The following is a 22,455-nucleotide window of genomic DNA, read 5'->3' as shown; positions in this document are numbered from 1 at the left end:
CCGGCGCCGCAGGTCAGCGACGCCGGGCGGCCGGCCTCAGAAGCGCTCGCTGCGCTCGTGGACGCCGTGCTCGCCCGAGTACACCTCGGCGCCGGTGATGAGGACGCGCTGGACGCGGGAGAAGACGTCGAGCGGGTCGCCCGACCAGACGACGACGTCGCCGTCCAGCCCCGGGCGCAGCGCACCCACACGGTCGTCGAGCCCGAGGATCTCGGCCGGGTTGATCGTCAGCGCCCGCAGCGCGACCTCCCGGTCCAGCCCCTCCTTGACGGCGAGCGAGGCCTGGTGGACGAGGAAGTTGATGGGGACCACCGGATGGTCGGTGGTGATGGCGACCTTGACCCCGGCCTGGGCGAGGCGGGCGAGGTTGGCGATGTCGCGGTCGCGCAGCTCGACCTTCGAGCGGCTGGTGAACAGCGGCCCGAAGATCACCGGCACGTCCTTCTCGGCGAGGACGTCGGCGATGCGGGCGCCGTCGGTGCCGTGGTTGACGACGAGCCGGTAGCCGAACTCCTCGGCGAGCCGGATCGCGGTGGCGATGTCGTCGTGGCGGTGGGTGTGCTGGTCCCAGATGAGCTCGCCGTCGAGCACCGCGGCCAGCGTCTCGAGGGTGAGGTCGCGCTCCACCGGCTTGCCCTCGGCCAGGGCGTGGTCGCGCTTGGCGGCGTAGTTCTGCGCCTTGACGAAGGCGTCGCGGATGACCTTGGCCACGCCCAGCCGCGTGGAGGGCAGCGCCTTCTTGTCCCCGTAGACCCGCTTGGGGTTCTCCCCGAGCGCGGACTTCACCGAGACCCGCTCGCGGAGGAGCTGCTCGTCCACGGTGCGCCCGCCCCAGGTCTTGATCGCGACGGTCTGGCCGCCGATCGGGTTGCCCGAGCCGGGCTTGACGACGGCGGAGGTGACCCCGCCGATGAGGGCGTCGCGGAAGCCCTCCTCCTCGATGTTGATGGCGTCCAGGGCGCGCAGCCCGGCGCCGACGGGGTCGGTCATCTCGTTGACGTCCGACCCGGCCCAGCCCTCGCCCTCCTCGCTCACGCCCATGTGGGCGTGCGACTCGACGAAGCCGGGCAGCACCCACGAGCCGGTCGCGTCGACGACGCGCACGCCGTCGGGGACCTCGACGTCGGCCCCGACGGCCGCGATGACGCCGTCGAGCACGAGGACGGTGCCGTTCTCGATGGGCTCACCGTCCACGGGGACGACGTAGCCACCGGTGACGGCGACGGAGGCGGTGCGGGTGCGGCGGGGCTGGGAAGAGGTCGCCATGCTCCAGTGGTATCACCCGCTGGGGGTGGCAGGCTTGGCAGCGAGGCGGCGTGGTGCCGTCTCGGGAGGAGATGCGACATGGCCGCACGTGAGCCGGGAAGCACGACGCCACAGGGCACCACACCCGGTGGCCCGCAGGGGAGCTCGTCGACGGGCCGGGAGGCGCGCAAGCCGCAGCGGGGGGACCGTAACCGGCTGGGGTGGATCGCCATCACCGTCGCGGGGCTGCTCACGGCCTGGCAGATCGTCTACGCGATCACCGTGGAGAGCGTGGGGAACAGGGACACCTACGAGTCCATCGGGCTCATGCTCGTCCTCGTGCTCGCGGTGGGCTCCCTCGTGCTCGGCATCGTCGCACTCGCCCAGCGCGTCGTGCCACGCTGGCCGGCCGTCGCCGCGCTCGCCGTCGGGGTCTACGCCTTCATCGTGGCGATCGCCGGCTGGATCGGGCGGCTCATGTACTGAGCCGGCCGGCTCAGGCCTCCTCGGTGACCTCGCCGCGGCTGCGCGCCCGGATGCGCAGGGCGATCCCGCCGAGGATCGCCGAGAGCAGGGAGCCGAGGAGGACACCCACGCGGGCGTGGCTGCTCTCGACGGAGCCGGGCTCGAAGGCCAGCTGGGCGATGAGCAGGGAGACGGTGAAGCCCACGCCCGCGAGCAGGCTCATCCCCACCATGTCCTTGAGGTTGAGGCCCTTGCCCAGGGCGAGCGGGGTGAGCGTGACGAGGAGCGCGGTGCCGCCCCAGATGCCGATGAGCTTGCCGAGCGGCAGGCCGAGGGAGATCCCGACGGAGACCGGGTCGGTGACGATGCCGAGCAGGCCACCGGAGTCGACGACGTTGACGCCGGCGGCGAAGAAGGCGAAGACCGGCAGGACGAAGCCGGAGGAGATCCAGCTGACCCTGTGCTCGAACCGGTGGGACAGGTCCTCGTCCTCGCCGGGACGGGCGACGGCGGGGACCACCATGCCGAGGAGCACGCCGGCGATCGTCGCGTGGACCCCGGAGGCGTGCATGAGCGCCCAGGCGACGACGCCGACGGGGACGAGCACCCACCAGGCGGTGATGCGACGACGGACGAGCACCGCGAAGACGGCGACGGCGAGGAACGCGGCGGCGAGCAGGAGGTAGTTCAAGCCGTCGGCGAAGACGACGGCGATGATGACGATGCCGATGAGGTCGTCGACGACGGCGAGGGTGAGGAGGAAGAGGCGCAGCGCGGGAGGGAACCCCCGGCCGAAGATGCCCAGGAGGGCGACGGCGAAGGCGATGTCCGTCGCGACGGGTACCGGCCAGCCGTCCCAGACCCCCGAGCCGGTGACCGCCTGGACCAGGAGGTAGACCGCGACGGGCCCCAGCACCCCGAAGAAGGCGGCGATGACGGGCACGGCCGCCGTGCGCGCGTCGCGCAGCGAGCCGGTGACGAACTCCTGCTTGAGCTCGAGGCCGACGGCGAAGAAGAAGATGGCGAGCAGGCCGTCCGAGGCCCATGCGGCCAGGGTGAGGTCGAGGTGCAGCGCAGCCGGGCCGACCGTGATCTCCGACAGCGAGGCGTAGGCCTCGCGCCACGGGGAGTTCGCCCACACCAGGGCCACCAGCGCGCCGACGAGCAGCACCATCCCGGCGAAGGTCTCGTTGCCCAGCCTCTCGCGGTAGCTGCTGAGCGGACCGCGGCGGGTGGTGGACGGGCTGGACATGGGCAGGAGCCTCTCTGGGGCTGGACGCGGCGCTGGCGGGAAGTCTACGGGCGGTACCCGGATGGTGCTGTGGCCGGGGGGGGGGGGGCCCCCCCCCCCCCCCCCGGGGCGTCCGGTGGAACGGACGGTGCTACATGAGCCCCATGGTCGTGGGCAGCCACAGCGAGAGCTGCGGGATGAACACGACGAGGAACAGGGTGAGGATGATCGCCACGAGGAAGGGCCACAGCTTGGTGATGACCGGCTCGATGCGGAGCCGGGCGATGCGCGCCCCGACGAACAGGACGTTGCCGACCGGTGGCGTGATGACGCCGACCGACAGGTTCATCACGACCATCGCGCCGAAGTGGACCGGGTCGATCCCGAACTCCGTGACGATCGGCAGGAAGATCGGCACGAAGATGAGGATGGCCGGCGTCGGGTCCATGAAGGTTCCGACGATGAGCAGAATGACCATCATGATGAGAAGGACGACGGTGCCGGAGTCGGTGAAGCCGAGGACGGCGTCGGAGATGAGGTCCGGGATCCGCGCGAAGCTCATGACGAAGGACAGCGCCGTGGACACCGCGACGAGGAGCATGACGATGGCCGTCGTGCGGCCGGCGTCGACGAGGATGCTCGGCAGCTCGCGGACCTTGATGCTCCGGTAGACGGCCGACAGCACGAGGCAGTAGACGACGGCGATGGACGCCGACTCGGTGGCGGTGAAGTAGCCGCCGAGGATGCCGCCGACGACGATGATGATCATGAGCAGCGAGGGCACGGCGCGCCAGATGACGAGCAGGCCCTGCTTGGCGGTGATCCGGTCGGCCGACTTGAGCTTGCCGGGCTGCTTGCGGGCGTAGAGGTAGACGACGACCATGCAGGCCAAGGCCCACATGATGCCGGGGATGGCACCGGCCATGAACAGCGCCGCGATCGAGGTGCTCGAGACGAGCGAGTACACGATGAAGGTGTTCGACGGCGGGATGAGCATGCCCGAGGGTGCGGAGGCGACGTTGACCGCGGCGGCGAAGCGGCGGTCGTAGCCCTCCTTGACCATGCGCTCGTTCATGACGTTGCCGACGGCGGCGGCCGCGGCCACCGCGGCGCCGGAGACGGCACCGAACATCGCGTTGGCGACGATGTTCGTCTGGGCCAGGGAGGCCGGCATACGGCCGGTGAGCACCTTGGCGGCGTCGACCAGTCGGCCGGCGATCCCGCCGTTGTTCATGATGACGCCGGCGAGCACGAAGAGCGGGATCGCGAGCAGCGGGAAGGAGTTGATGCCCGTGAACATGCGCTGGGCGGTGACGAGCACGGCCTGCTCCATGCCCAGCAGCGGGATGGCAGCGAGGAATGAGGCCGTGCCGATGACGATGGCGATCGGCAGGGAGAAGACGATGCCGATGATGATGCCGAAGAGCAGGATGAGACCTGCGATCGTTGCCGGGTCCATCATGCCTCCGTCTTCGGGCCGGCCTGGTGGTCACCGGGGGTGTCGGGGGTGTTGTCGGGCTTGAGCAGGATGCTGTCCACCTCGAGGTTCGCTGCGCGCACGGCCTCCGGCTCGGTGCCGGCGGCGGCGCCGTCCTCCTCGTCGCTGTGGTCGCCGTAGGGCGCCTGCGTGCCGCGGGCGACCGCCTGGATGTAGTACAGCGAGTAGAAGGCGATGAGCACGCCGGAGATCGGCAGTGCGAGGTACATCTGGCCCAGGGTGAAGGGCAGGGCCGAGAGGTTCTGCAGCCACGCGTTGTCCGAGGCGCGCCAGCCGCCCCACACGAGGACGATGACGGCGAAGGCCAGGACGATCACCTGGACGAGGATCGCCAGCACCTTCTCACCCCCCACGGGGAGCTTGCGGGCGACGTACTCGACCGCGATGTGGCCGCGCTCGCCGAAGACGAACGCAGCGGCGAACAGGCCGAGCCACACGAAGGTGAGGCGGGCCCCTTCCTCGGTCCACGTGCTCGGGTCACCCAGGACCTGGCGGCTGAAGACCTGCCAGACCACGATGACGACGAGCAGCGCGAAGAGGATGACGGTGATCCAGTACAGGACCCTGTCCAGGACCTTCTTGGCGCTATCCACGATTCACCTCCAGTTGTGTGTGGCTCGGCCGGTTCATCAGCGGGCTGCGGCGCGCGCCGCGTCGAAGAGCGCCTGCTGGGACTCCGTGGTGATGAACTCCGCGGCCAGGGCCTCGAGCGGCTCGGCGAAGGCGGCGTCGTCGACCTCGGAGAACGTGGCGCCACCGGCCGTGGCGCCGTCGATGGCCTCCTGGGTGGCCTCCGCCCAGAGCTGGGTGTGCTCCTCGTGGGCAGCGGTCCAGCCGGCGTCGAAGGCCGCGCGGTCCTCCTCGGACATGCTCTCGAGGAGGTCGGTGTTGATGATCATGTAGTCCAGGCCCACGAGGTGGTTGGTGTAGCTCCAGTAGGGAGCGACCTCGTAGTGGCGCTGGGTGAAGTAGGAGACCTCGTTGTTCTCGGCCGCGTCGACGACGCCGGACTGCAGGCCCGTGTAGAGCTCGCCGTACGCCATCGGGGTGCCGGCGCCGCCGAGGGCCTCGGCCATCGCGATGTGCAGCTCGGACTCCTGGACGCGGATCTTCTGGCCGGCGAGGTCGGCCGGCGTCTCGATCGGGGCGCTGCTGTAGACGGAGCGCGCACCCTGGGTGAAGCCGCCGAGCACGGTGATGTTGTTGGACTCCTCGAGGGAGGCGTAGAGGTCGCCGGTGATCTCGGGGTCGTGGATGACGCTCATCTGGTGCTCGACGTCGTCGAAGACGCGGGGCAGGTTGAAGACGACGAAGTCCTCGTTGAGGTTCTCGAGCTGGGTGCCGGAGACGATGGCCATGTCGACCGAGCCGTCGGAGACGAGCTGGAGGGCCTCCGCCTGGGCGCCGAGCGTCTCGTTCGGGAACACGTCGATGTCCCAGCCGCCCGTGTTCTCCTCGAGGTAGGTCCCGAGGTTGTCGAGCGCGATGTAGGAGGGGTGCTCCTCGGTCTGGTTGAGGGCCAGACGCATCGTCTTGCCCTCGCCGCCACCGGCGGACTCGCCGCCCTCGTCGCCGCCGCCGCAGGCGGCAAGGAGCAGGGTCGCAGCGGTCGCTCCGGCGATGACCACGGTGTTCTTCCGGTGCCTCATGGTGTGTTCCGTCCTTCGGTCGTGAGTGACTTCGTCGTCCGGTGGTGCGGCGCTGCGCCGTGCAGTGTGGAGGAGGGGTCCAGCCTCGGGCTGGGCGGCGCTGCCGTGCCTCGTCATGAGGCGTGCCGTCCGACGGGGGTCCCGTTCGGGTTGCCTCATTCACTCAGGTCCGGGGTCCAGGGCCGCAACGGTTGCCACCAGTTGCCGTCCGTGACCTCGCCGTGACGGATCCACCCCTCTCAGCCTGCGGACTCCGTCGAGGCGGCCCGTGCCGCGTCGTAGATCGCCCACTGGTCGTCGGTCGTGAGGAAGCGGTCGGCCAGCGGCTCGAGAGCGTCGAAGAAGACCTGGTCGTCGACCTCGTGGAAGGTGGCACCGCCGGCCTCCGCGGTGGCGACCGCGTCCTCCGTGGCCTGCAGCCACAGGTCGACGTGCTCGGCGCGGGCGAGCTCCCAGCCCTCGTCGAGGACCGCCCTGTCCTCCGCGGTCATCGAGGCGAGCATGTCGGTGTTGATGATGAGGTAGTCCAGGCCCACGAGGTGGTTGGTGTAGCTCCAGTGCGGGGCCACCTCGAAGTGCCGCTGCGAGGCGTAGGAGACCTCGTTGTTCTCCGCGGCGTCCACGACGCCGGACTGCAGGCCCGTGTACAGCTCGCCGTAGGCCATCGGTGTGGCGGAGGCGCCCAGCGCCTGCGCCATCGCGACGTTGAGCTCGGACTCCTGCACGCGCAGCTTCTGGCCGGCGAGGTCCTCGGGCGTCTCGACGGGCCCGAAGGTCGTGTAGACGCTGCGCGCGCCCTGGGTGAAGCCGCCGAGGACGGTGAAGTTGTTCGTTTCCTCCAGGGAGGCGTACAGGTCCCCGACGATGGCGGGGTCGTGGACCACGCGCATCTGGTGGTCGATGTCGTCGAAGGTCGTCGGCAGGTTGAGGGCGATGAAGTCGCGGTTGAGGTTCTCCAGCTGCGGGCCGGAGACGATCGCCATCTCGACCGAGCCGTCCGAGACGAGCTGCATCGCCTCGGCCTGGGCGCCGAGCGTCTCGTTGGGGTAGACGTCGATGCTCCAGCGGCCGTCGGTCTGCTCCTCCATGTACTCGCCCCAGGCGTCGAGCGCGATGTAGGAGGGGTGGGACTCCGTCTGGTTGAGGGCGAGGTGGAGCACGTCGCCCTCGTTGGTGCCCGGCTCGAGCGAGGCGCTGCACGCGGCCAGCGCGCCCAGCGTCAGCCCTGCAGCAGCGGCGGTGGTGAGTCGTCGGGACATGGGTGCCTCCCCCGGGCACACGTGCCCGTCTCTTGGTTGATTCTCGCCTGTCGGCGTGGTTCGTGGGCCTCTTCAGGAGGAGGCGATCTGGGCGGCCAGGTGGCCACCGCCGTAGCCGTTGTCGATGTTGACGACGGCGACCCCGGGGGCGCAGGCGTTGAGCATCGACAGCAGCGGTGCGACGCCCCCGAAGGCGGCGCCGTAGCCGACGGACGTCGGCACGGCCACGACCGGTGCGCTCACCAGTCCGGCGACGACGCTCGGCAGAGCGCCGTCCATCCCCGCGGCGACCACGACGACGCGTGCCGAGCGGAGGAGGTCGAGGTGCCCGAGCACCCGGTGCAGGCCGGCGACGCCGACGTCGACGACGAGCTCGGTCCGCCGGCCGAGGTAGCGGGCGGTGAGCTCGGCCTCGCGGGCCACGGGCAGGTCGGAGGTGCCGGCACTGACGACGACGACGAGGCCGCCGCTGGGCTCGGGCGCCGCGGCGGGCCAGGCCACCACCCGTGCGATCGGGTCGTGGTGCGCGTCGGGCAGCGCGGCGAGGACGGCGGCCGCCTGCTCGGGCGTCGCGCGGGTGAAGAGGGTGGGCGTGCCGGCCGCCGCGACCTCGGCGGCGATGAGCGCGACCTGCTCGACGCTCTTCGGCTCGCAGAGCACGGCCTCGGGGTAGCCGCGCCGGGCGGCGCGGTCGTGGTCGAGGTGGGCGATGCGCGCGAGCTCGGGGCCCGGCTCCCAGGCGTCAGCCACGGACGGACACCAGCGGCAGGGTGAACGCGCCGGACTGGATGCCGCGCAGGTCGAGGGCGGCGAAGCGGAAGCCGGCGTCGCGCACGGCCCGGTCCACCTCCTCGCGGCGCTGGACGGCGGTGAGGAGCTCCTCGGGGAGCAGCTCGATCCGGGCGACGTCACCGTGGTGGCGCACGCGGCAGTCGGTGAAGCCGAGCCGGCGCAGCGCGCCCTCGGCGCGGTCCACCTGCCGCAGCTTCTCGGGGGTGACCTCCGAGAAGTGCGGGATCCGCGAGGCGAGGCACGGGGCGGCGGGCTTGTCGGCGACCGGCACCGCGAGGGCCCGCGCGACCTCCCGCACCATCGCCTTGGTCATCCCCGCCTCGGCCATGGGGCGCAGCACGCTGTGGTTCGTCGCGGCCTGGGCGCCGGGCCGGTCGGGCCGCTCGGCGTCGTCGGCGTTCTCGCCGTAGGCGACGGCGGCGAGACCGAGCTCGGCGACGAGCTCGTCGTCGATGCGCGCGAAGAGCTCGTCCTTGCAGTGGAAGCAGCGGTCGGGTCCGTTGGCGCGGTAGGCCTCCGACTCGCCCTCGTGGGTCTCGATCTCGACGACGCGCGCGCCGATGACCGCGGCGGTCTCGTGGGCCCTGGACCGCTCGTCGGTGGCGAGGCTGGGGGAGACGCCGAGCACGGCGACGACGTTCGCGGGCCCGAGCGTGCGCACCGCCAGGGCGAGGAGCGTCGCGGAGTCCACGCCGCCGGAGTAGGCCACGCCCAGGGGCGCGTGGCCGGCGAGCATCTGCTCGACCGCCGTCGCGGCCTGTGCCGCCGGTCCGCTCAGGCCGGGTACCGCCGTCGTCGTCGTCATGGATCTGCTCCTTCGTGCACGTGAGCTTCCAGTGTGTGCGAGCCGGGAGGCGGCGTGGCAACTCGTTGCCACCGGTTGCCCTGTGACCTTACCGTTGGCCGGTATGGACAGCGAGGGAGGGACCGACCCCGGCAGGGCGCCGACGATCTACGACGTCGCGAAGGCCGCGGGGGTTGCGCCGTCCACGGTGTCGCGGGCCCTGGCGCGTCCCGGGCGCGTGAGCGCGGCGACGGCGGAGAAGGTCCGCGCCGCGGCCGCCACGCTGGGATACCGGCGCTCCTCGGTGGCTCCCGTGCTCAGCGCGGTCAACACGCGGATGCTCGCCATGGTCGTCGCGGACATCGGCAACCCGCTCTTCGTCGACGTCATCCGGGGCGCGTCCGCCGCCGCGGAGGCGGCCGGCTACACGATGCTGCTCTTCGACGCCCAGGAGTCCTACCTGCGTGAGCGGGAGGCCGCCGAGAAGTTCCTCGGCGCCGTCGACGGGCTCGTCCTCACCAGCCCGCGGCTCTCGGACTCCGGCATCCGGGCCATCGCCAAGCAGCGGCCGGTCATCGTCCTCAACCGCGTCGTCAGCGGCCTGCCCAGCGTCCTCACCGACGGCGCGCGCGGTGTGCGCCGGGCGGCCGAGCACCTCGGGCAGCTGGGGCACCGGGAGATCACCTACGTCGCCGGGCCCGAGGCCTCGTGGGCCGACGGCGTGCGGTGGCGCGGCCTGGAGGAGGCGGGCCTGGAGCTGGAGCTGCGGGTGCGCCGGATCGGCCCCAACTCCCCGACGGTCGAGGGAGGGGCCAAGGCGGCCCGGCGGTGGGCGCAGAACCCGAGCACCGCCGTCGTCGCCTTCAACGACGTCATGGCCGTCGGCTTCGTCCGCGGGCTGCGCGCCCTGGGGGTGTCGGTGCCCGGCGACGTGAGCGTCGTCGGCTTCGACAACAGCCGCACCGGCGCGCTCACCGTCCCCGCCCTCACCTCGGTCGCGTCGCCGCTGTCGCTCCAGGGCGCCACGGCGGTGCGCAACCTCATCGCGATCATCGGCGGGGCACGCTCGAGCGAGCAGCCCGTCGTGCTGCCGGTCAAGCTCGTCGCGCGGGACTCCACCGCCCGCGCCGGCAGGGGCCGGCTCATGCGCTCCTGAGGGCCGTGGCAACTGATGGACACCACTGCGGCCGCGCGCGGGCCTGCCGCCATACTGGGGGCCGTAGCGTCACAAAGCCGCCGATGAAAGGACCCAGCACGTGACTGACAACAAGGCGACTGCCTCCGCGCAGATCGGAGTCATCGGACTCGCCGTCATGGGCAGCAACCTTGCCCGCAACCTGGCACGTCACGGCTACACCGTGGCGCTGTACAACCGCACCTTCGCCAAGACCGAGGAGCTCGTCTCGGCCTACGGCGACGAGGGCACCTTCGTCGCGTCGGAGGAGCTGGCGGACTTCGTCGCCAGCCTCGAGCGCCCCCGCAAGATGATCATCATGGTCAAGGCCGGCGGCCCGACCGACGCCGTCATCGAGTCCCTCATCCCGCTCCTCGAGGAGGGGGACATCATCGTGGACGGCGGCAACGCCCACTACGAGGACACCCGCCGCCGCGAGTCCTACCTCCGCGACCAGGGCCTGCACTTCGTCGGCGCCGGCATCTCCGGCGGCGAGGAGGGCGCGCTCAACGGCCCGAGCATCATGCCCGGCGGCCCCGCGGAGTCCTACGTGACCCTCGGCCCGATCCTCGAGGACATCTCCGCGAAGGTCGACGGCGAGCCCTGCTGCGTCCACATCGGCCCCGACGGCGCCGGCCACTTCGTCAAGATGGTGCACAACGGCATCGAGTACGCCGACATGCAGTTCATCGCCGAGGCCTACGACGTCCTGCGCTCCGCCGGCCTCGAGGCCGGGGAGCTCGCCGAGGTCTTCACCGAGTGGAACACCGGTGACCTCGACTCCTACCTCATCGAGATCACCGCCGAGGTGCTCCGTCACGTCGACGCCGAGACCGGCCGCCCCTTCGTCGACGTCGTCGCCGACGCCGCCGCCCAGAAGGGCACCGGGCAGTGGACCGTGCAGATCGCGCTCCAGCTCGGGGTGCCGGTCAACACGATCGCCGAGTCCGTCTTCGCCCGGTCCACCTCCGGCCACACCGCCCTGCGCGAGGCCTCCCGCGCCGCCCTCCAGGGCCCCGCCCGCGCCGCCGTCGACACCGGCGCCCGCGCCGAGCTCGTGGAGAACGTCCGCCAGGCGCTGTGGGCCTCGAAGGTCGTCGCCTACGCCCAGGGCCTGGACCAGATCCGGACCGCCTCCGAGGAGTTCGGCTGGGACATCGACATCGCCGAGGTCGCCAAGATCTGGCGCGGAGGCTGCATCATCCGCGCCCGCCTCCTCGAGCGCATCCGTTCCGAGTACGCCGCGGGGAACCTCACCACGCTGCTCGAGGCGCCGTCGGTGGCCGCCGGGCTCGAGTCGAGCCAGGCCGGGTGGCGCGCAGCCGTCAGCCACGCCATCGCCGACGGTGTGCCGGTCCCCGGCTTCTCCGCCGCGCTCGCGTACTACGACACCGTGCGGGCCGAGCGCCTGCCGGCGTCCCTCGTCCAGGGGCTGCGCGACTTCTTCGGTGCGCACACCTACAACCGGGTCGACCGTCCCGGGACGTTCCACACCGAGTGGTCCGGGGACCGCAGCGAGACCGCGCAGGCCTGACCCCGCGCCCTCCCAGGCCTCCTCACGGCCCCGTCGAGCCCCGGCTCGGCGGGGCCGTCGGCGTCCCGGCGCCCGGGTTGGTCCGGACGGGCGGCAACATCCGGCAACTGCTCGGCGCGTGGCGTGAGCCACAGCGACGATCGGGCGATGGCCGAGGGGCGCGGGGACGCGCCGCCGTCGGCCCGGTCGCGCAGCGTGCGCGACGTCCTGTCGATGACGACATCGTCAACGACGACGTGAACATGAGGAGGAAGAATGTCTCGAAGCCCACGTGTGGGGCTGCGGACCGCTGTGGCCGCCGCCGCGGCGGCGCCGCTGGCACTGACGCTCACGGTCGGCGCCGGTGCGGCGACCGTCCCGGCGCCCGAGCTCGAGCAGCCCGTGCTCGAGAGCCGCGTCACGGACATCATCGAGGTCGACGGGTACGAGTTCCGCGACCTCAGCAAGGACGGTGAGCTCGACGCCTACGAGGACTGGCGTCTGCCCGTCGACGAGCGCGTCGCCGACCTGGTCGCCCAGATGGACCTGGACGAGAAGGCCGGGCTCATGCTCATCGACACGCTCAACGCGGCGTGCGAGGACGGGGTCCGCGGAACCGTGCCGGCGTCCGCGGACAACTTCATCAACACGCAGCACATGCACCGCTTCGTCTTCCGCAACACGGTGACGGGTGAGGACGACGCCCAGTGCGGCGGCTCCGGTGGCGGCTTCCAGGCCTCCACCTCGGTGACCCCTGCCGAGGCGGCGGGCTTCACCAACGAGGTCCAGGAGATGAGCGAGGCGACCCGCCTCGGCATCCCGGCGCTGTTCAAGTCCAACGCGCGCAACCACATCGACCCGGACGCGCGCGCCGGCATCAACGAGTCCGCCGGGGCCTTCAGCGCCTTCCCCAAGGAGGCCGGGATCGCGGCCGCCGCGCTGGGGGAGGAGGCCCTCGCGACGGGCGAGGACCCCACGACGGGTGACATGTCCGTCGTCGAGGACTTCGCCGGCGTCATGGGCGAGGAGTGGGCCTCCATCGGCCTGCGCGGCATGTACGGCTACATGGCCGACCTGTCGACCGAGCCACGCTGGTACCGCACCCACGAGACCTTCACCGAGGACGCCGAGCACGCGGCCGCGATCATGGAGACCCTCGTGCAGACGCTCCAGGGCCCGCTCGTCGACAACAACGACAACGGCCTGGCGCTGAGCCCCGAGACCCGCGTCGCCCTCACCCTCAAGCACTTCCCGGGTGGCGGCCCGCAGGAGCTGGGTCTGGACCCGCACTACTCCTTCGGCAAGGCGCAGGTCTACCCCGGCGGCTTCTTCGAGGAGCACATGCTGCCCTTCGAGGCCGCGATCGACGCCGGTGTCTCCTCGATCATGCCGTACTACGGCGTGCCCGTGGACGTCCCGGAGGTCGGCGGCACGGGCGACTACCCGGTCACCGGCTTCGCCTTCTCCGACTCCATCGTCAACGGCCTGCTCCGCGAGCAGCTCGGCTTCGGCGGCTACGTCAACTCCGACACCGGCATCATCAACGACCGTGCGTGGGGCCTGGAGGACGCCAGCGTCCCCCAGCGCGTCGCCGCGGCCGTCAACGGCGGCACGGACACGCTGTCCGGCTTCAACAACGTCGGGACGATCACCGACCTCGTCGCGGACGGCCTGCTGAGCGAGGACCGCATCGACCTCGCCGCCGAGCGCCTGCTCGAGCCGATGTTCCTCATGGGCCTGTTCGAGAACCCCTACGTCGACCCGGCCGTCGCCACCGCGACGATCGGCTCGGAGGCCAACCGCGAGGTGGGCCTGGACCTCCAGCGCAAGTCCCTCGTCCTCCTCGAGAACGAGGAGACCGAGGAGGGCCCGGTGCTGCCCCTCGAGGACGGCTCCGACGTCTACATCCTCGGTGACTTCAACGAGGAGACGGTGGCCGCCCGCGGCTACGGCGTCACCAACGGCAACGTCGAGGAGGGCGAGACCCGCCCGAGCGCCGAGGACAGCGACTACGTCCTCATCTCGATGACGGCGCGCACCGACGCCGGGGACTACGTAAGCAACAGCCCCGACTTCGGGCTGAACCCCGACCACGGGGTCAACCCGAGCGTCATCGACGGGATCCCCAACCTCGACGGCGAGAGCCCGTGGGGCGCGGCGGACGCGTGCGTCCACAACGCCGCCGGCGCGGACGACCCCTCCTGCACCGACAACGGCCTGCGCTTCGGCGGGTCCTACCCGTGGGAGTCGAGCATCCTCGACTTCTCCGGCATGGAGGAGGCCGAGTCGTGGGAGGTCGTGCCCTCGCTCGACACCATCCAGCAGGTCATGGACGAGGTCGACGACCCGAGCAAGGTCATCCTCCACGTCTACTTCCGCCAGCCCTACGTGCTGGACGAGGAGAGCGGCCTGCGCGACGCCGGCGCCATCCTGGCCGGCTTCGGCATGAGCGACACCGCCCTGCTCGACGTCCTGTCCGGGGACTACGCGCCCCAGGGCCGGATGCCTTTCGCCCTCGCCGGCACCCGCGAGGCGATCGTCGAGCAGCAGAGCGACACCCCCGGCTACGACGAGACCGAGGACGGGGCGCTCTACCCGTTCGGCTACGGCCTCACCTACGCCGAGGACGTGGAGGAGCCGACGACGCCCGAGCCCGAGCCGACGACGCCGGCCCCCGAGCCGACGACGCCGGACGACGACGGCACCACCCCGCCGGTGACCGACGATGGCGACGACACCGACGACACCCCGTCGCCGACCGCCGGTGCGGACGACACGGCCGACGGTGACCTCGCCCGGACCGGTGCACCGGTCACGGTCCTCGCGCTCGTCGCGGTGACCGTCCTGCTGCTCGGCACGGCCCTGGTCCTCCAGCGCCGCTTCGGTGGCGCCCGGGGCTGACCCCCGCCCACGCGCCGAGCCTGACCCGCTCGAGCACACGCCGAGAGCCGGATTCCTCGCTGGAGGAATCCGGCTCTCGGTGCATGAAGGGGGCTTGCGGACGGAGGAATCCGGTGCTCGGCGCGTGAGGGGGAGCGGGGCGAGCGGCCCGCCCCCGGCTTAGGTCGCCTCGGCGTCGAACGCCGCCCGCTCGGCCGGCCGCGCCTCGGCCGCGGCGCGCGGCCGCTCGGGCGGCGTGTCCGCCAGCGCCTCGCGGACGATGCGCCGGGGGTCGTACTGGCGCGGGTCGAGCGCCGCGAGGTCGAGGTCGTCGAACTCCGGACCGAGCTCCTCGCGCAGCCGCTCACCGCCCTGGGAGGCCAGGCGCCGCAGCGTGACGACGAGCGCCGCCAGCTTCCGGGCGTACTCCGGGAGCCGTTCGGGGCCGACGAGCACGACGGCGAGGACGACGAGGACGAGCAGCTCGGCACCGTTGACAGGCATGAGGACCTCAGGAGGGACGACGTCGGGCGCGGCGACGGTCGTTCCACATCGCGATGCCGATGGCGCCGAAGAACAGGGCGCAGATGGGCACCGCCATGGCGATCATCGACCACGCGTCGGGCAGCGGGTTGGCGACGGCGGCGAAGAGGAAGGCGCACAGCACGAGCCACCGCCAACCCTTGAGCAGCGAGCGGCCCGAGACGACGCCGGCCGAGTTGAGCGCGACCATGACCACCGGCACGAGGAACGCGACGCCGAAGACGAGCATGACCCGGGTGAAGAAGCTGAGGTAGGTGCGGGCGTCGATGAGGTTGACGGCGTCGTCGGGGGTGAAGGCGGTGAGCACGGTGACGGCGTTGGGCAGCACGAGCCAGCCCAGCGCGCCGCCGGCGACGAACAGGACCGCGCCGGCCACCCCGAAGCCGACCGTCGAGCGGCGCTCCTTGCGGGTGAGCCCGGGGGAGACGAAGGCGAAGAGCTGCCACACCCACCAGGGGCTGGAGACGAAGAGCCCGATGAACAGCGAGAGCCGGATGCGCATGTCGAAGGCGCCACCGACCGTGCCGAAGTTGATCGCCGCGCCCTGCCCGCGGTCGGCGATCGCCTCCATCGGGGCGTTGATCGCCGCGAAGAACCACGGGTAGAGGAACCAGCCCGCGACCGCGCCGACGACGATGCCGAGCGCCGCGAGGAGGAACCGGCGGCGCAGCTCGCGCAGGTGGTCGGCGAGCGGCATGCGCCCCTCCGCCGGGCGCCGCCGCTTCTGGGCGCGCGGACTGACGGGTGTCGCCACCATGGGTGCTCCCTCGGCCTCTCGGGTCGCTAGGTCCGCAGGTGCTCGTCCCGCGCGGCGGCGGGCTGGGCCGGCGGCACGTAGGCCACCGACGGGTCGACGGGGACCGGGCGCGGAGCGGGCTCGTCCTCGCTGAGCTCCTTGACCTCCTTCTTGAAGATCTTGAGCGACTTGCCCACGCTCGAGGCGACGTCGGGCAGACGCCGGGCCCCGAAGAGGAGGAGGACGACGACGACGAGGACGACGATCGCCCACAGGCTGGGTGTTCTCATGGCTGCTCCACGGCTTCGTTGCTGAGGGAGGGCCGCTGACGCACTTTTGCAGGCAGCGTTGCCGAACGCGTCAAGACCCTTACGGAACGTGGACAGAGTCACAGACGTCGCGTCGGCTGTCAAGGCTCGGCAAGGGTTGGCAACCGCTTTCCTCTCGCGGGGTGGCGTGATGCCCTGAGGTTTCCACGGACGACGACGTCGGAAGGTGCACCATGACACAGCAGAGCGATATCTCCCGCCGGGCCGTGCTCGGCCTGGCCGCCGGCGTGGCCGTGACGGCCGCCGTCGGCTCCTCCGCGGCGGCGGCCCCCGACCGGCCGCTGCCGCCCGGCCGCGGCGTGGGGCGCGAGGGCCGGGACCTGTCCACCTCACTGCTGCAGCAGTGGACCCGCCGGCCCGCCTCCCACCCGCTCGTCGGCGACTTCACCGGCGCCGGGTACCGGCAGGGCGCGCCGACGCCGCGGCCCCCGGTGACGGTGAACGTCACCCGGTTCGGCGCCGTCGGTGACGGCACGACCGACGACGTCGGCGCCTTCAACGACGCGGTCCGGACCGTCGGCGAGCAGGGCGGCGGCGTCGTCCTCGTCCCCGCCGGGACCTACCACCTCAGCGGGCCGGTGTGGATGCACTGGTCGAACGTCGTGCTCCGCGGCGCGAGCCGCAACAGCACGGTGCTGCACTTCTCGCGCCCTCTCAAGGACGGCTACCGGAGCAACTGGCAGGACTGGCAGCAGCAGGACCGCTGGTCCTGGGCGGGTGGGCAGATCTGGGTCGTCCCCAAGCCCGTCCTCACCAAGCTCGAGGAGGAGGAGTGGCTGGGTACCGAGGGCTGGATCCCCGGCCCGCAGCTCGCCTCCGTCGCGCCCGCGCCCCGCGGCACGCGTGACCTCACGGTCTCGACGACCGCCCGGCTGCGGGCGGGGGAGATGGTGCTCCTCGAGACCGTCAACCCCGGCGCGCCCCTGCTCGCGCACCTCGCCGGGGAGACCGAGGGCGCGCGAAGCTACGACTGGCCGACCGGCGCCCCGCAGCTCGTCCGCGGCACCGAGGGCTTCTACCCGCAGTACGGCACGCTCCAGTGGCCGGTGCGCGTCGAGTCGGTCCTGGACGCGACGACCGTCCGGCTCGCGCAGCCGGTCAAGCACGACCTCAGCGACCGCTGGCCGACGACCGTCCGCGCTCTGGGGCCGAGGGTGACGGAGGTCGGCGTCGAGCACCTCACCGTCCGCAACGCGCTGCTTCCGCAGACGCGCCACAACCAGAACCCCGGCTCGAACGGCGTGCACTTCCAGGCCGCCCACGACTGCTGGGCCACCGACGTGCAGATCGAGAACTGCGACGTCGGCTTCGGGATGACCGGTGCCAAGTCGGTGACCATCTCCGGGGCCACGGTGACCGGCCGCAACACCCACCACCCCTTCGTCATGCGCATGCAGTCCCACGACAACCTCGTCCAGGGCTTCACCATCGGGCCCTTCACCACCGCGCTCGCCGAGGGAGCGCGGATGCACGGGCTCAACGTCGAGGGGCTCTCCTCCGGCAACGTCTACCGCGACGGCTTCATGTACGAGGGCACCTTCGACTCCCACCGCGGGCTGCCCTTCGAGAACGCGCGGACGAACATCCGGCTCATCAACACCGGCACGGTCGGCGGCAACCAGAACTCCGGGCCCTACTTCGGCGCGCGGTTCGCGCACTGGGGCGTGGACGTCCTCAACGACCGGCCCTACGCGGTGACCGTGGGGGACGTCGCGCCGCGCAGCGTGACGATCGGCGTCAGCGGCGTGGCCGCGGACGCCCCGAGCCAGCTGCGGCCCGACTTCCCCGGCGGGCCGGAGGCGCTGGAGAACGTCACCGACGTCACCGCCCGCGCCGTCCGCGACCTCTACGAGGCCCAGCGCCGCTACCGGAGCTGACCCCCACCCGCGCCGAGAGCCGGATCCCTCCCGCGAGGAGGGTTCGCCCCCTTCCGGCGAGAGCCGGATTCCTCGGCGGGGGAGGGATGCTGCCGTGTTGAGGCGGAGGAATCCGGCTGTCGGCGGGGAGGGGGACCCCCTTCCGGCGAGAGCCGGATTCCTCTGCGGGGAGGGGGGCCCCTTCCGGCGAGAGCCGGACTCCTCCGGGCGGTCAGGCGGTGTGGAGCTCGGTGTCGCGGTTCTCGAGCTTCTCGCGCGTGGACCACAGGCCCGCGGACGGCGTGGAGATGTAGAAGACCCGCTCGCCGTCGGGCATGGTGTTCCAGCCGTCCTTCATGACGGCCGGGTCGTAGCGGCGCAGGGCCTCCTCGACGTCCATGTACTGGTAGCCCACGGACTCGATCTCCTCCTTGCCCAGGTGACCGGGCGCGTAGGTGATCGTGAAGCGGCCCTCGCTGGAGCCGTGGACGAGGTGCGCGGTGCCGTGCGGGATGTCCTGCATGTCGGCCTGCGTCCTGTACAGGTCGATGACCTCGGCCTGGGACAGGTAGCCGTACTTGCGGATGAGCTCGTCGACCTCCGGCTGCTCCCCGAAGCGCTCGACACCCGGGGCGATGACGAGCAGCTCACCGCCGTCGGCGAGTGCCATGCGGGTGCGGTAAACGGCCTTGTTGGCCACCCACGTCGCGCGGAACTCGTCGGCCTGCATGACGGCGACGATCTTGTCGGCCGGCTCGTCGAAGAGGGTGAAGTTCTGCTCGCGGGAGGCGCGGGCGGCGTCGTAGTACGTCTCGAGGTCGTCACCCACGTACACGCCGGTGTGGGCCAGCGTGCCGTCGTCGTCGTAGTCCATGACGACCTGGAGGTAGACGTCGGGGAGGTGGCCGAGGAAGTGCTCCTCGGCGTAGTTGAAGCAGGCCCGCACGGGCGTGAGGAGGTTGCCGAGGTTGTTCTCGATGCCGTACACGGCCGAGGCCATGTGTGAGGCGCCGAGCAGGCGCTTGCCACCGAGCCCGATGAAGTAGTTCTTGTTGTGGTTGGCGAAGCCGAGCACCTCGTGGGGCACGACGTGGCCGACGTTGACGATGAGGTCCCACTGCTCGGTGACGAGCATCGTGTTGAGGTCGACCGGCATCTCCCAGTCGACGGCGCCGCCGGTCTGCTCACGGACGAACTCCGCGGGCACCGTGCCGACGTTCGTCACGCCGTCCTTCCAGTCGTGGGCGTGGATGCGCTCCTCGGGGATGGAGCCGAACATCCACTCGTTGTCCTCGCGGGTGTGCGGGACGTGCTGCCCGAGCGTGGGGATGACGTGCACCTCGGTGCCGGCGGCGTCGAGCCGGTGGTAGAGGTACTCGGTCATCCAGCCGGTGCCCGAGTGCGCCCGGGTGAGGTCCGGGGGCAGGAGGAGCACGCGCCGGTACTCGGCGATGCCGAGCCGCTCCTTCGCCTCGTCGAGCAGCCGGTCGCACATCGCCTCGATCTGGGGCCGCGAGATGAACCGGGCCTCCTCCTTGAACCACGTCATGGCTCGACGGTAGCCCTGCCGTGGCGCGCAGTCAGGTGGGGAGCCGCAGAAACCGGGGTGTGGCGGCAACCGCTGGCAACCGGGTGGCAAGGGCTGGCAACTTCATTGCCGACGGTGGGGGGTGTCGGGACGATGGCGCCATGAGCGCTGACACGCAGGCGTCCCTCGACGTCCATCCCGACCGCCTCCTCCCGACGCAGCCGGAGGTGCGGGACGTGGCTCGCCGGCTGTACGCCGCGACCAAGGACCTCCCGATCATCTCCCCGCACAGCCACGTGCCCCCGCAGTGGCTCGTGGAGAACAAGCCCTTCGCGGACCCGGTGTCGCTGCTCCTGTCGCCCGACCACTACGTGCTGCGCATGCTCCACGCCAACGGCGCCGAGCTCAGCGACCTCGGGCGCGGCCCGAACGGCCCGGTCCAGCTGGACGAGGCCGGCGCCCGCAAGGCGTGGCGGATCCTGTGCGAGAACTACCACCTGTTCCGCGGCACGCCCGTGAAGTACTGGTTCGACACGACCTTCGTCGAGGTCTTCGGCATCACCGAGGTGCCCAGCGCGCAGACCGCGGACGCGATCTACGACCAGATCGCCGAGGCGCTCACCCGGCCCGAGTTCCTCCCGCGCGCGCTCTTCGAGCGCTTCGGCATCTCGGTGCTCGCCACCACCGACGACCCCCTGGACGACCTCGCCCCGCACCGGGCGCTCGCCGAGGACCCCACCTTCACCGGCCGGGTCATCCCCACCTTCCGCCCCGACCGCTTCCTCGAGCTCGCCCGCCCCGGCTGGGCCGACCTCGCCCGTCAGCTCGGCGAGGTCTCCGGCGTCGACACCGGTGACTACGCCGGCTACGTCGCGGCCCTCGAGAACCGCCGCCGCTACTTCAAGGAGCACGGCGCCGTCTCCTCCGACCACTCGCACGCCGACGCCGGCACCGAGCCGCTGGAGCTCGCGGAGGCCGAGCGCATCTACGCCGCCGCGCTGCGCGGGGAGGCCACCGCCGAGGAGGGACGCGCCTTTCACCGCCACATGATGAGCGAGACCGCGCGCATGGCGACCGAGGACGGTCTGGTCATGACGCTGCACCCGGCGGTGTACCGCAACCACGACTCGGACAACTTCGAGCGCTACGGCGCCGACGCCGGCTCGGACATCCCGACCAAGGTCGAGTTCACCAAGGCGCTGCAGCCGCTGCTCGCCCGCTACGGCAACCACCCGAACCTCACCCTCGTCGTCTTCACCATCGACGAGACCGTCTACTCCCGCGAGCTGGCCCCCATGGCGGGCTTCTACCGCTCGATGCACGTGGGCGTGCCGTGGTGGTTCATCGACGCCCCCGAGGCGATCCGTCGCTTCCGCGGCGCCGTGACGGAGACCGCGGGCTTCTACCGGACCTCGGGCTTCATCGACGACACCCGCGCCTTCCTGTCCATCCCCACGCGCCACGACATGTCTCGGCGACTGGACGCCGCCTACCTGGCAGAGTTGGTCACGCAGCACCGCCTCACCGAGGATGAGGCCCTGGCCACTGCCCTCGACCTCGTCACGACCATCCCGAAGAAGGTGTTCAAGCTGTGAGCGAGCGACTCAGCCGCCGCCCCGACCAGGAGGCGCCGCCCGTCCGCATCGCCCACCTCGGCCTGGGCAACTTCTTCCGCGCCCACCAGGCCTGGTACACGATGCACGCCGCCGACGGCGCCGAGTGGGGCATCGCGGCCTTCACCGGCCGCCGCCCGGAGGCCGCCCGTGCCCTCGCCCCGCAGGACGGGCTCTACACGCTCGTCGTGCGCGGCGCGGAGGGCGACGAGCTCGAGGTCGTCACCTCGGTGAGCGCCGTCCACGCCGCCGCCGACCACGCGGCCTGGCTGGAGTACCTGCGCGACCCCGCCGTCGCCGTCGTCACGACCACCGTCACCGAGGCCGGGTACCTGCGCGGCCCTGACGGCGGGCTGGACCGGGAGAACGCCGACGTCCTCGCCGACGTCGAGACCCTGCGCCGGGACCCCGTCGCGCCCGTCACCACGGTGCCGGGCAAGCTCGTCGCCGGGCTCATCGCCCGCCAGGCGGCCGACGGCGGCGCCATCACGGTCCTGCCGTGCGACAACCTGCCCGGCAACGGGGAGGTCGTGGGCCGCGTCGTGCGCGACCTCGGCGGGCTCATCGACCCGGACCTGCTGCCGTGGATCGAGGAGAACGTCGACTTCGCCAGCTCGATGGTCGACCGCATCACCCCGGCCGTCGGCCCCGAGACCGCCGAGCTCGTCGAGCGCGAGCTCGGCGTCGTCGACGCCGCGCCCGTCGCGACCGAGCCCTTCACCGAGTGGGTCATCGCCGGGCGCTTCCCGGCCGGCCGCCCGCGGTGGGAGGCCGCCGGCGTCACGCTGGTCGAGGACGTCGAGCCCTACGAGCGTCGCAAGCTCCTCCTCCTCAACGGCGCGCACTCCCTCATGGCCTACGCCGGGCCGATCCTCGGCCACGAGACCGTGGACGAGGCCTTCGCGGACGAGCAGCTCCGCGCGTGGGTCGAGCGCCTGTGGGACGACGCCGAGGCGAGCCTCGACGTCCCCGCGGAGGACGTCGCGGCCTACCGCGAGGCGCTGCGTGAGCGCTTCGCCAACCCTCGCATGCGGGACATCCTCGGCCGCATTGCCGCCGACGGCTCGCAGAAGCTGCCCGTGCGCCACGTCCCGGTGCTGCGCACCGAGCGCGGGGCGGGACGGCTGCCCCAGGGCGCGGTCGTCGCCGTCGCCGCCTGGGTCGCCCACCTGCGCGGGGCGGGGGTGCCGGTCAAGGACGTCGCGGCCGAGCGGTGGCAGCAGCTGGCGGCCGGGGACGACGAGCAGGCCGTGCGCACCGTGCTCGGCGAGCTCGCCCCCGACCTCGCCGACGACGCCGGGCTGCGCTCCGCCGTCGTCGACCAGCTCCGGTCCTTCGAGTCGGGCACGGGGCGCTGAGC

Annotated in this window: 19 protein-coding genes; 7 read left to right on the top strand and 12 right to left on the bottom strand. The window is 71.8% G+C overall.

The annotated features are described in order from the left end of the window. Positions 1 to 36: 36 nt before the first annotated feature. Positions 37 to 1,266, bottom strand: coding sequence for an amidohydrolase (locus H9624_RS14200; RefSeq protein ID WP_251840556.1), 1,230 nt, complete (start codon positions 1,264 to 1,266; stop codon positions 37 to 39). A 78-nt stretch (positions 1,267 to 1,344) separates the two neighbouring features. Between H9624_RS14200 and H9624_RS14195 the strand changes: the two genes are divergently transcribed. Then, positions 1,345 to 1,731: a hypothetical protein gene (locus tag H9624_RS14195; RefSeq protein WP_251840555.1), complete on the top strand. Its 387-nt coding sequence runs from the start codon at positions 1,345 to 1,347 to the stop codon at positions 1,729 to 1,731. Positions 1,732 to 1,741: 10 nt separating this feature from the next. Here H9624_RS14195 and nhaA read toward each other — a convergent pair whose 3' ends face one another. The 7 genes from nhaA to larE form a co-directional block, all read right to left on the bottom strand. Next, positions 1,742 to 2,962, bottom strand: a complete 1,221-nt coding sequence (nhaA, locus tag H9624_RS14190) for a Na+/H+ antiporter NhaA (protein ID WP_251840554.1) — start codon at positions 2,960 to 2,962, stop codon at positions 1,742 to 1,744. A 130-nt stretch (positions 2,963 to 3,092) separates the two neighbouring features. Next, a complete protein-coding gene (locus H9624_RS14185) occupies positions 3,093 to 4,403 on the bottom strand; it encodes a TRAP transporter large permease (protein WP_307784969.1) in 1,311 nt (436 codons plus the stop codon). After that, positions 4,400 to 5,032, bottom strand: coding sequence for a TRAP transporter small permease (locus H9624_RS14180; protein WP_251840553.1), 633 nt, complete (start codon positions 5,030 to 5,032; stop codon positions 4,400 to 4,402). Before H9624_RS14180 ends, H9624_RS14185 begins: the two co-directional genes overlap by 4 nt. A 36-nt stretch (positions 5,033 to 5,068) precedes the next feature. Beyond that, positions 5,069 to 6,088 carry a TRAP transporter substrate-binding protein gene (locus H9624_RS14175; protein ID WP_251840552.1) on the bottom strand — a complete coding sequence of 340 codons (1,020 nt, stop codon included), beginning with the start codon at positions 6,086 to 6,088 and terminating at the stop codon, positions 5,069 to 5,071. A 239-nt stretch (positions 6,089 to 6,327) separates the two neighbouring features. Next, entirely contained in the window at positions 6,328 to 7,347 is a 1,020-nt protein-coding gene (locus H9624_RS14170; RefSeq protein WP_251840551.1) for a TRAP transporter substrate-binding protein, read from the bottom strand. Between the two features lie 72 nt (positions 7,348 to 7,419). Then, complete coding sequence (gene larB / locus H9624_RS14165; RefSeq protein WP_251840550.1) at positions 7,420 to 8,097, bottom strand: nickel pincer cofactor biosynthesis protein LarB; 678 nt, start codon at positions 8,095 to 8,097, stop codon at positions 7,420 to 7,422. Further along, positions 8,090 to 8,944, bottom strand: coding sequence for an ATP-dependent sacrificial sulfur transferase LarE (gene larE, locus H9624_RS14160; RefSeq protein ID WP_251840549.1), 855 nt, complete (start codon positions 8,942 to 8,944; stop codon positions 8,090 to 8,092). The genes larB and larE overlap by 8 nt, the downstream gene beginning before the upstream one ends. Positions 8,945 to 9,047: 103 nt before the next feature. Here larE and H9624_RS14155 point away from each other — a divergent pair, with 103 nt between their 5' ends. From H9624_RS14155 to H9624_RS14145, 3 genes are all read left to right on the top strand, one after another. Beyond that, positions 9,048 to 10,079 carry a LacI family DNA-binding transcriptional regulator gene (locus H9624_RS14155; protein WP_251840548.1) on the top strand — a complete coding sequence of 344 codons (1,032 nt, stop codon included), beginning with the start codon at positions 9,048 to 9,050 and terminating at the stop codon, positions 10,077 to 10,079. A gap of 100 nt (positions 10,080 to 10,179) precedes the next feature. Further along, positions 10,180 to 11,631 carry an NADP-dependent phosphogluconate dehydrogenase gene (gene gnd, locus H9624_RS14150; RefSeq protein WP_307784968.1) on the top strand — a complete coding sequence of 484 codons (1,452 nt, stop codon included), beginning with the start codon at positions 10,180 to 10,182 and terminating at the stop codon, positions 11,629 to 11,631. 255 nt (positions 11,632 to 11,886) lie between these two features. Further along, positions 11,887 to 14,511 (top strand): glycoside hydrolase family 3 protein, encoded by a 2,625-nt coding sequence (locus H9624_RS14145; RefSeq protein ID WP_251840547.1) that lies wholly within the window; start codon positions 11,887 to 11,889, stop codon positions 14,509 to 14,511. Positions 14,512 to 14,670: 159 nt separating this feature from the next. Here the strand turns inward: H9624_RS14145 and H9624_RS14140 are convergent, their stop codons facing one another. Genes H9624_RS14140 through tatA form a run of 3 tightly spaced genes read right to left on the bottom strand, consistent with a single transcriptional unit; the run spans position 14,671 to position 16,059 of the window. Then, positions 14,671 to 14,994 carry a twin-arginine translocase TatA/TatE family subunit gene (locus tag H9624_RS14140; protein WP_251840546.1) on the bottom strand — a complete coding sequence of 108 codons (324 nt, stop codon included), beginning with the start codon at positions 14,992 to 14,994 and terminating at the stop codon, positions 14,671 to 14,673. 7 nt (positions 14,995 to 15,001) lie between these two features. After that, the gene (gene tatC / locus H9624_RS14135; protein ID WP_251840545.1) at positions 15,002 to 15,790 is read right to left on the bottom strand and encodes a twin-arginine translocase subunit TatC; all 789 of its coding nucleotides are present in this window, start codon (positions 15,788 to 15,790) and stop codon (positions 15,002 to 15,004) included. A gap of 26 nt (positions 15,791 to 15,816) precedes the next feature. Further along, positions 15,817 to 16,059: a twin-arginine translocase TatA/TatE family subunit gene (tatA, locus tag H9624_RS14130; protein ID WP_251840544.1), complete on the bottom strand. Its 243-nt coding sequence runs from the start codon at positions 16,057 to 16,059 to the stop codon at positions 15,817 to 15,819. 212 nt (positions 16,060 to 16,271) lie between these two features. Between tatA and H9624_RS14125 the strand changes: the two genes are divergently transcribed. Then, positions 16,272 to 17,975, top strand: coding sequence for a glycosyl hydrolase family 28-related protein (locus H9624_RS14125; RefSeq protein ID WP_251840543.1), 1,704 nt, complete (start codon positions 16,272 to 16,274; stop codon positions 17,973 to 17,975). A gap of 211 nt (positions 17,976 to 18,186) precedes the next feature. Here H9624_RS14125 and H9624_RS14120 read toward each other — a convergent pair whose 3' ends face one another. Continuing rightward, the gene (locus H9624_RS14120; RefSeq protein WP_251840542.1) at positions 18,187 to 19,503 is read right to left on the bottom strand and encodes a nickel-dependent putative hexonate epimerase; all 1,317 of its coding nucleotides are present in this window, start codon (positions 19,501 to 19,503) and stop codon (positions 18,187 to 18,189) included. Between the two features lie 140 nt (positions 19,504 to 19,643). Here H9624_RS14120 and uxaC point away from each other — a divergent pair, with 140 nt between their 5' ends. Both uxaC and H9624_RS16990 read left to right on the top strand, forming a co-directional pair. Then, positions 19,644 to 21,077 carry a glucuronate isomerase gene (gene uxaC / locus H9624_RS14115; protein ID WP_251840541.1) on the top strand — a complete coding sequence of 478 codons (1,434 nt, stop codon included), beginning with the start codon at positions 19,644 to 19,646 and terminating at the stop codon, positions 21,075 to 21,077. Then, positions 21,074 to 22,453, top strand: coding sequence for a mannitol dehydrogenase family protein (locus H9624_RS16990; RefSeq protein ID WP_251840540.1), 1,380 nt, complete (start codon positions 21,074 to 21,076; stop codon positions 22,451 to 22,453). Before uxaC ends, H9624_RS16990 begins: the two co-directional genes overlap by 4 nt. Positions 22,454 to 22,455: the final 2 nt, after the last annotated feature.

Source organism: Oceanitalea stevensii, assembly GCF_014837105.1.
Lineage (GTDB): Bacteria > Actinomycetota > Actinomycetes > Actinomycetales > Actinomycetaceae > Oceanitalea > Oceanitalea stevensii.
The sequence above is the reverse complement of the archived record's forward strand: the minus strand, read 5'-3'. Positions and strand labels throughout refer to the sequence as shown.

Excerpts from the sequence above, each read along its gene's own strand:
- H9624_RS14170 (WP_251840551.1), bottom strand. The coding sequence starts at position 7,347 with ATGTCCCGACGACTCACCACCGCCGCTGCTGCAGGGCTGACGCTGGGC.
- H9624_RS14155 (WP_251840548.1), top strand. The coding sequence starts at position 9,048 with ATGGACAGCGAGGGAGGGACCGACCCCGGCAGGGCGCCGACGATCTAC.
- nhaA (WP_251840554.1), bottom strand. The coding sequence starts at position 2,962 with ATGTCCAGCCCGTCCACCACCCGCCGCGGTCCGCTCAGCAGCTACCGC.
- H9624_RS14200 (WP_251840556.1), bottom strand. The coding sequence starts at position 1,266 with ATGGCGACCTCTTCCCAGCCCCGCCGCACCCGCACCGCCTCCGTCGCC.
- H9624_RS14195 (WP_251840555.1), top strand. The coding sequence starts at position 1,345 with ATGGCCGCACGTGAGCCGGGAAGCACGACGCCACAGGGCACCACACCC.
- H9624_RS14145 (WP_251840547.1), top strand. The coding sequence starts at position 11,887 with ATGTCTCGAAGCCCACGTGTGGGGCTGCGGACCGCTGTGGCCGCCGCC.
- tatA (WP_251840544.1), bottom strand. The coding sequence starts at position 16,059 with ATGAGAACACCCAGCCTGTGGGCGATCGTCGTCCTCGTCGTCGTCGTC.
- H9624_RS14140 (WP_251840546.1), bottom strand. The coding sequence starts at position 14,994 with ATGCCTGTCAACGGTGCCGAGCTGCTCGTCCTCGTCGTCCTCGCCGTC.
- H9624_RS14175 (WP_251840552.1), bottom strand. The coding sequence starts at position 6,088 with ATGAGGCACCGGAAGAACACCGTGGTCATCGCCGGAGCGACCGCTGCG.
- H9624_RS14185 (WP_307784969.1), bottom strand. The coding sequence starts at position 4,403 with ATGATGGACCCGGCAACGATCGCAGGTCTCATCCTGCTCTTCGGCATC.
- H9624_RS14125 (WP_251840543.1), top strand. The coding sequence starts at position 16,272 with ATGACACAGCAGAGCGATATCTCCCGCCGGGCCGTGCTCGGCCTGGCC.
- H9624_RS14120 (WP_251840542.1), bottom strand. The coding sequence starts at position 19,503 with ATGACGTGGTTCAAGGAGGAGGCCCGGTTCATCTCGCGGCCCCAGATC.
- larE (WP_251840549.1), bottom strand. The coding sequence starts at position 8,944 with ATGACGACGACGACGGCGGTACCCGGCCTGAGCGGACCGGCGGCACAG.
- tatC (WP_251840545.1), bottom strand. The coding sequence starts at position 15,790 with ATGGTGGCGACACCCGTCAGTCCGCGCGCCCAGAAGCGGCGGCGCCCG.
- uxaC (WP_251840541.1), top strand. The coding sequence starts at position 19,644 with ATGAGCGCTGACACGCAGGCGTCCCTCGACGTCCATCCCGACCGCCTC.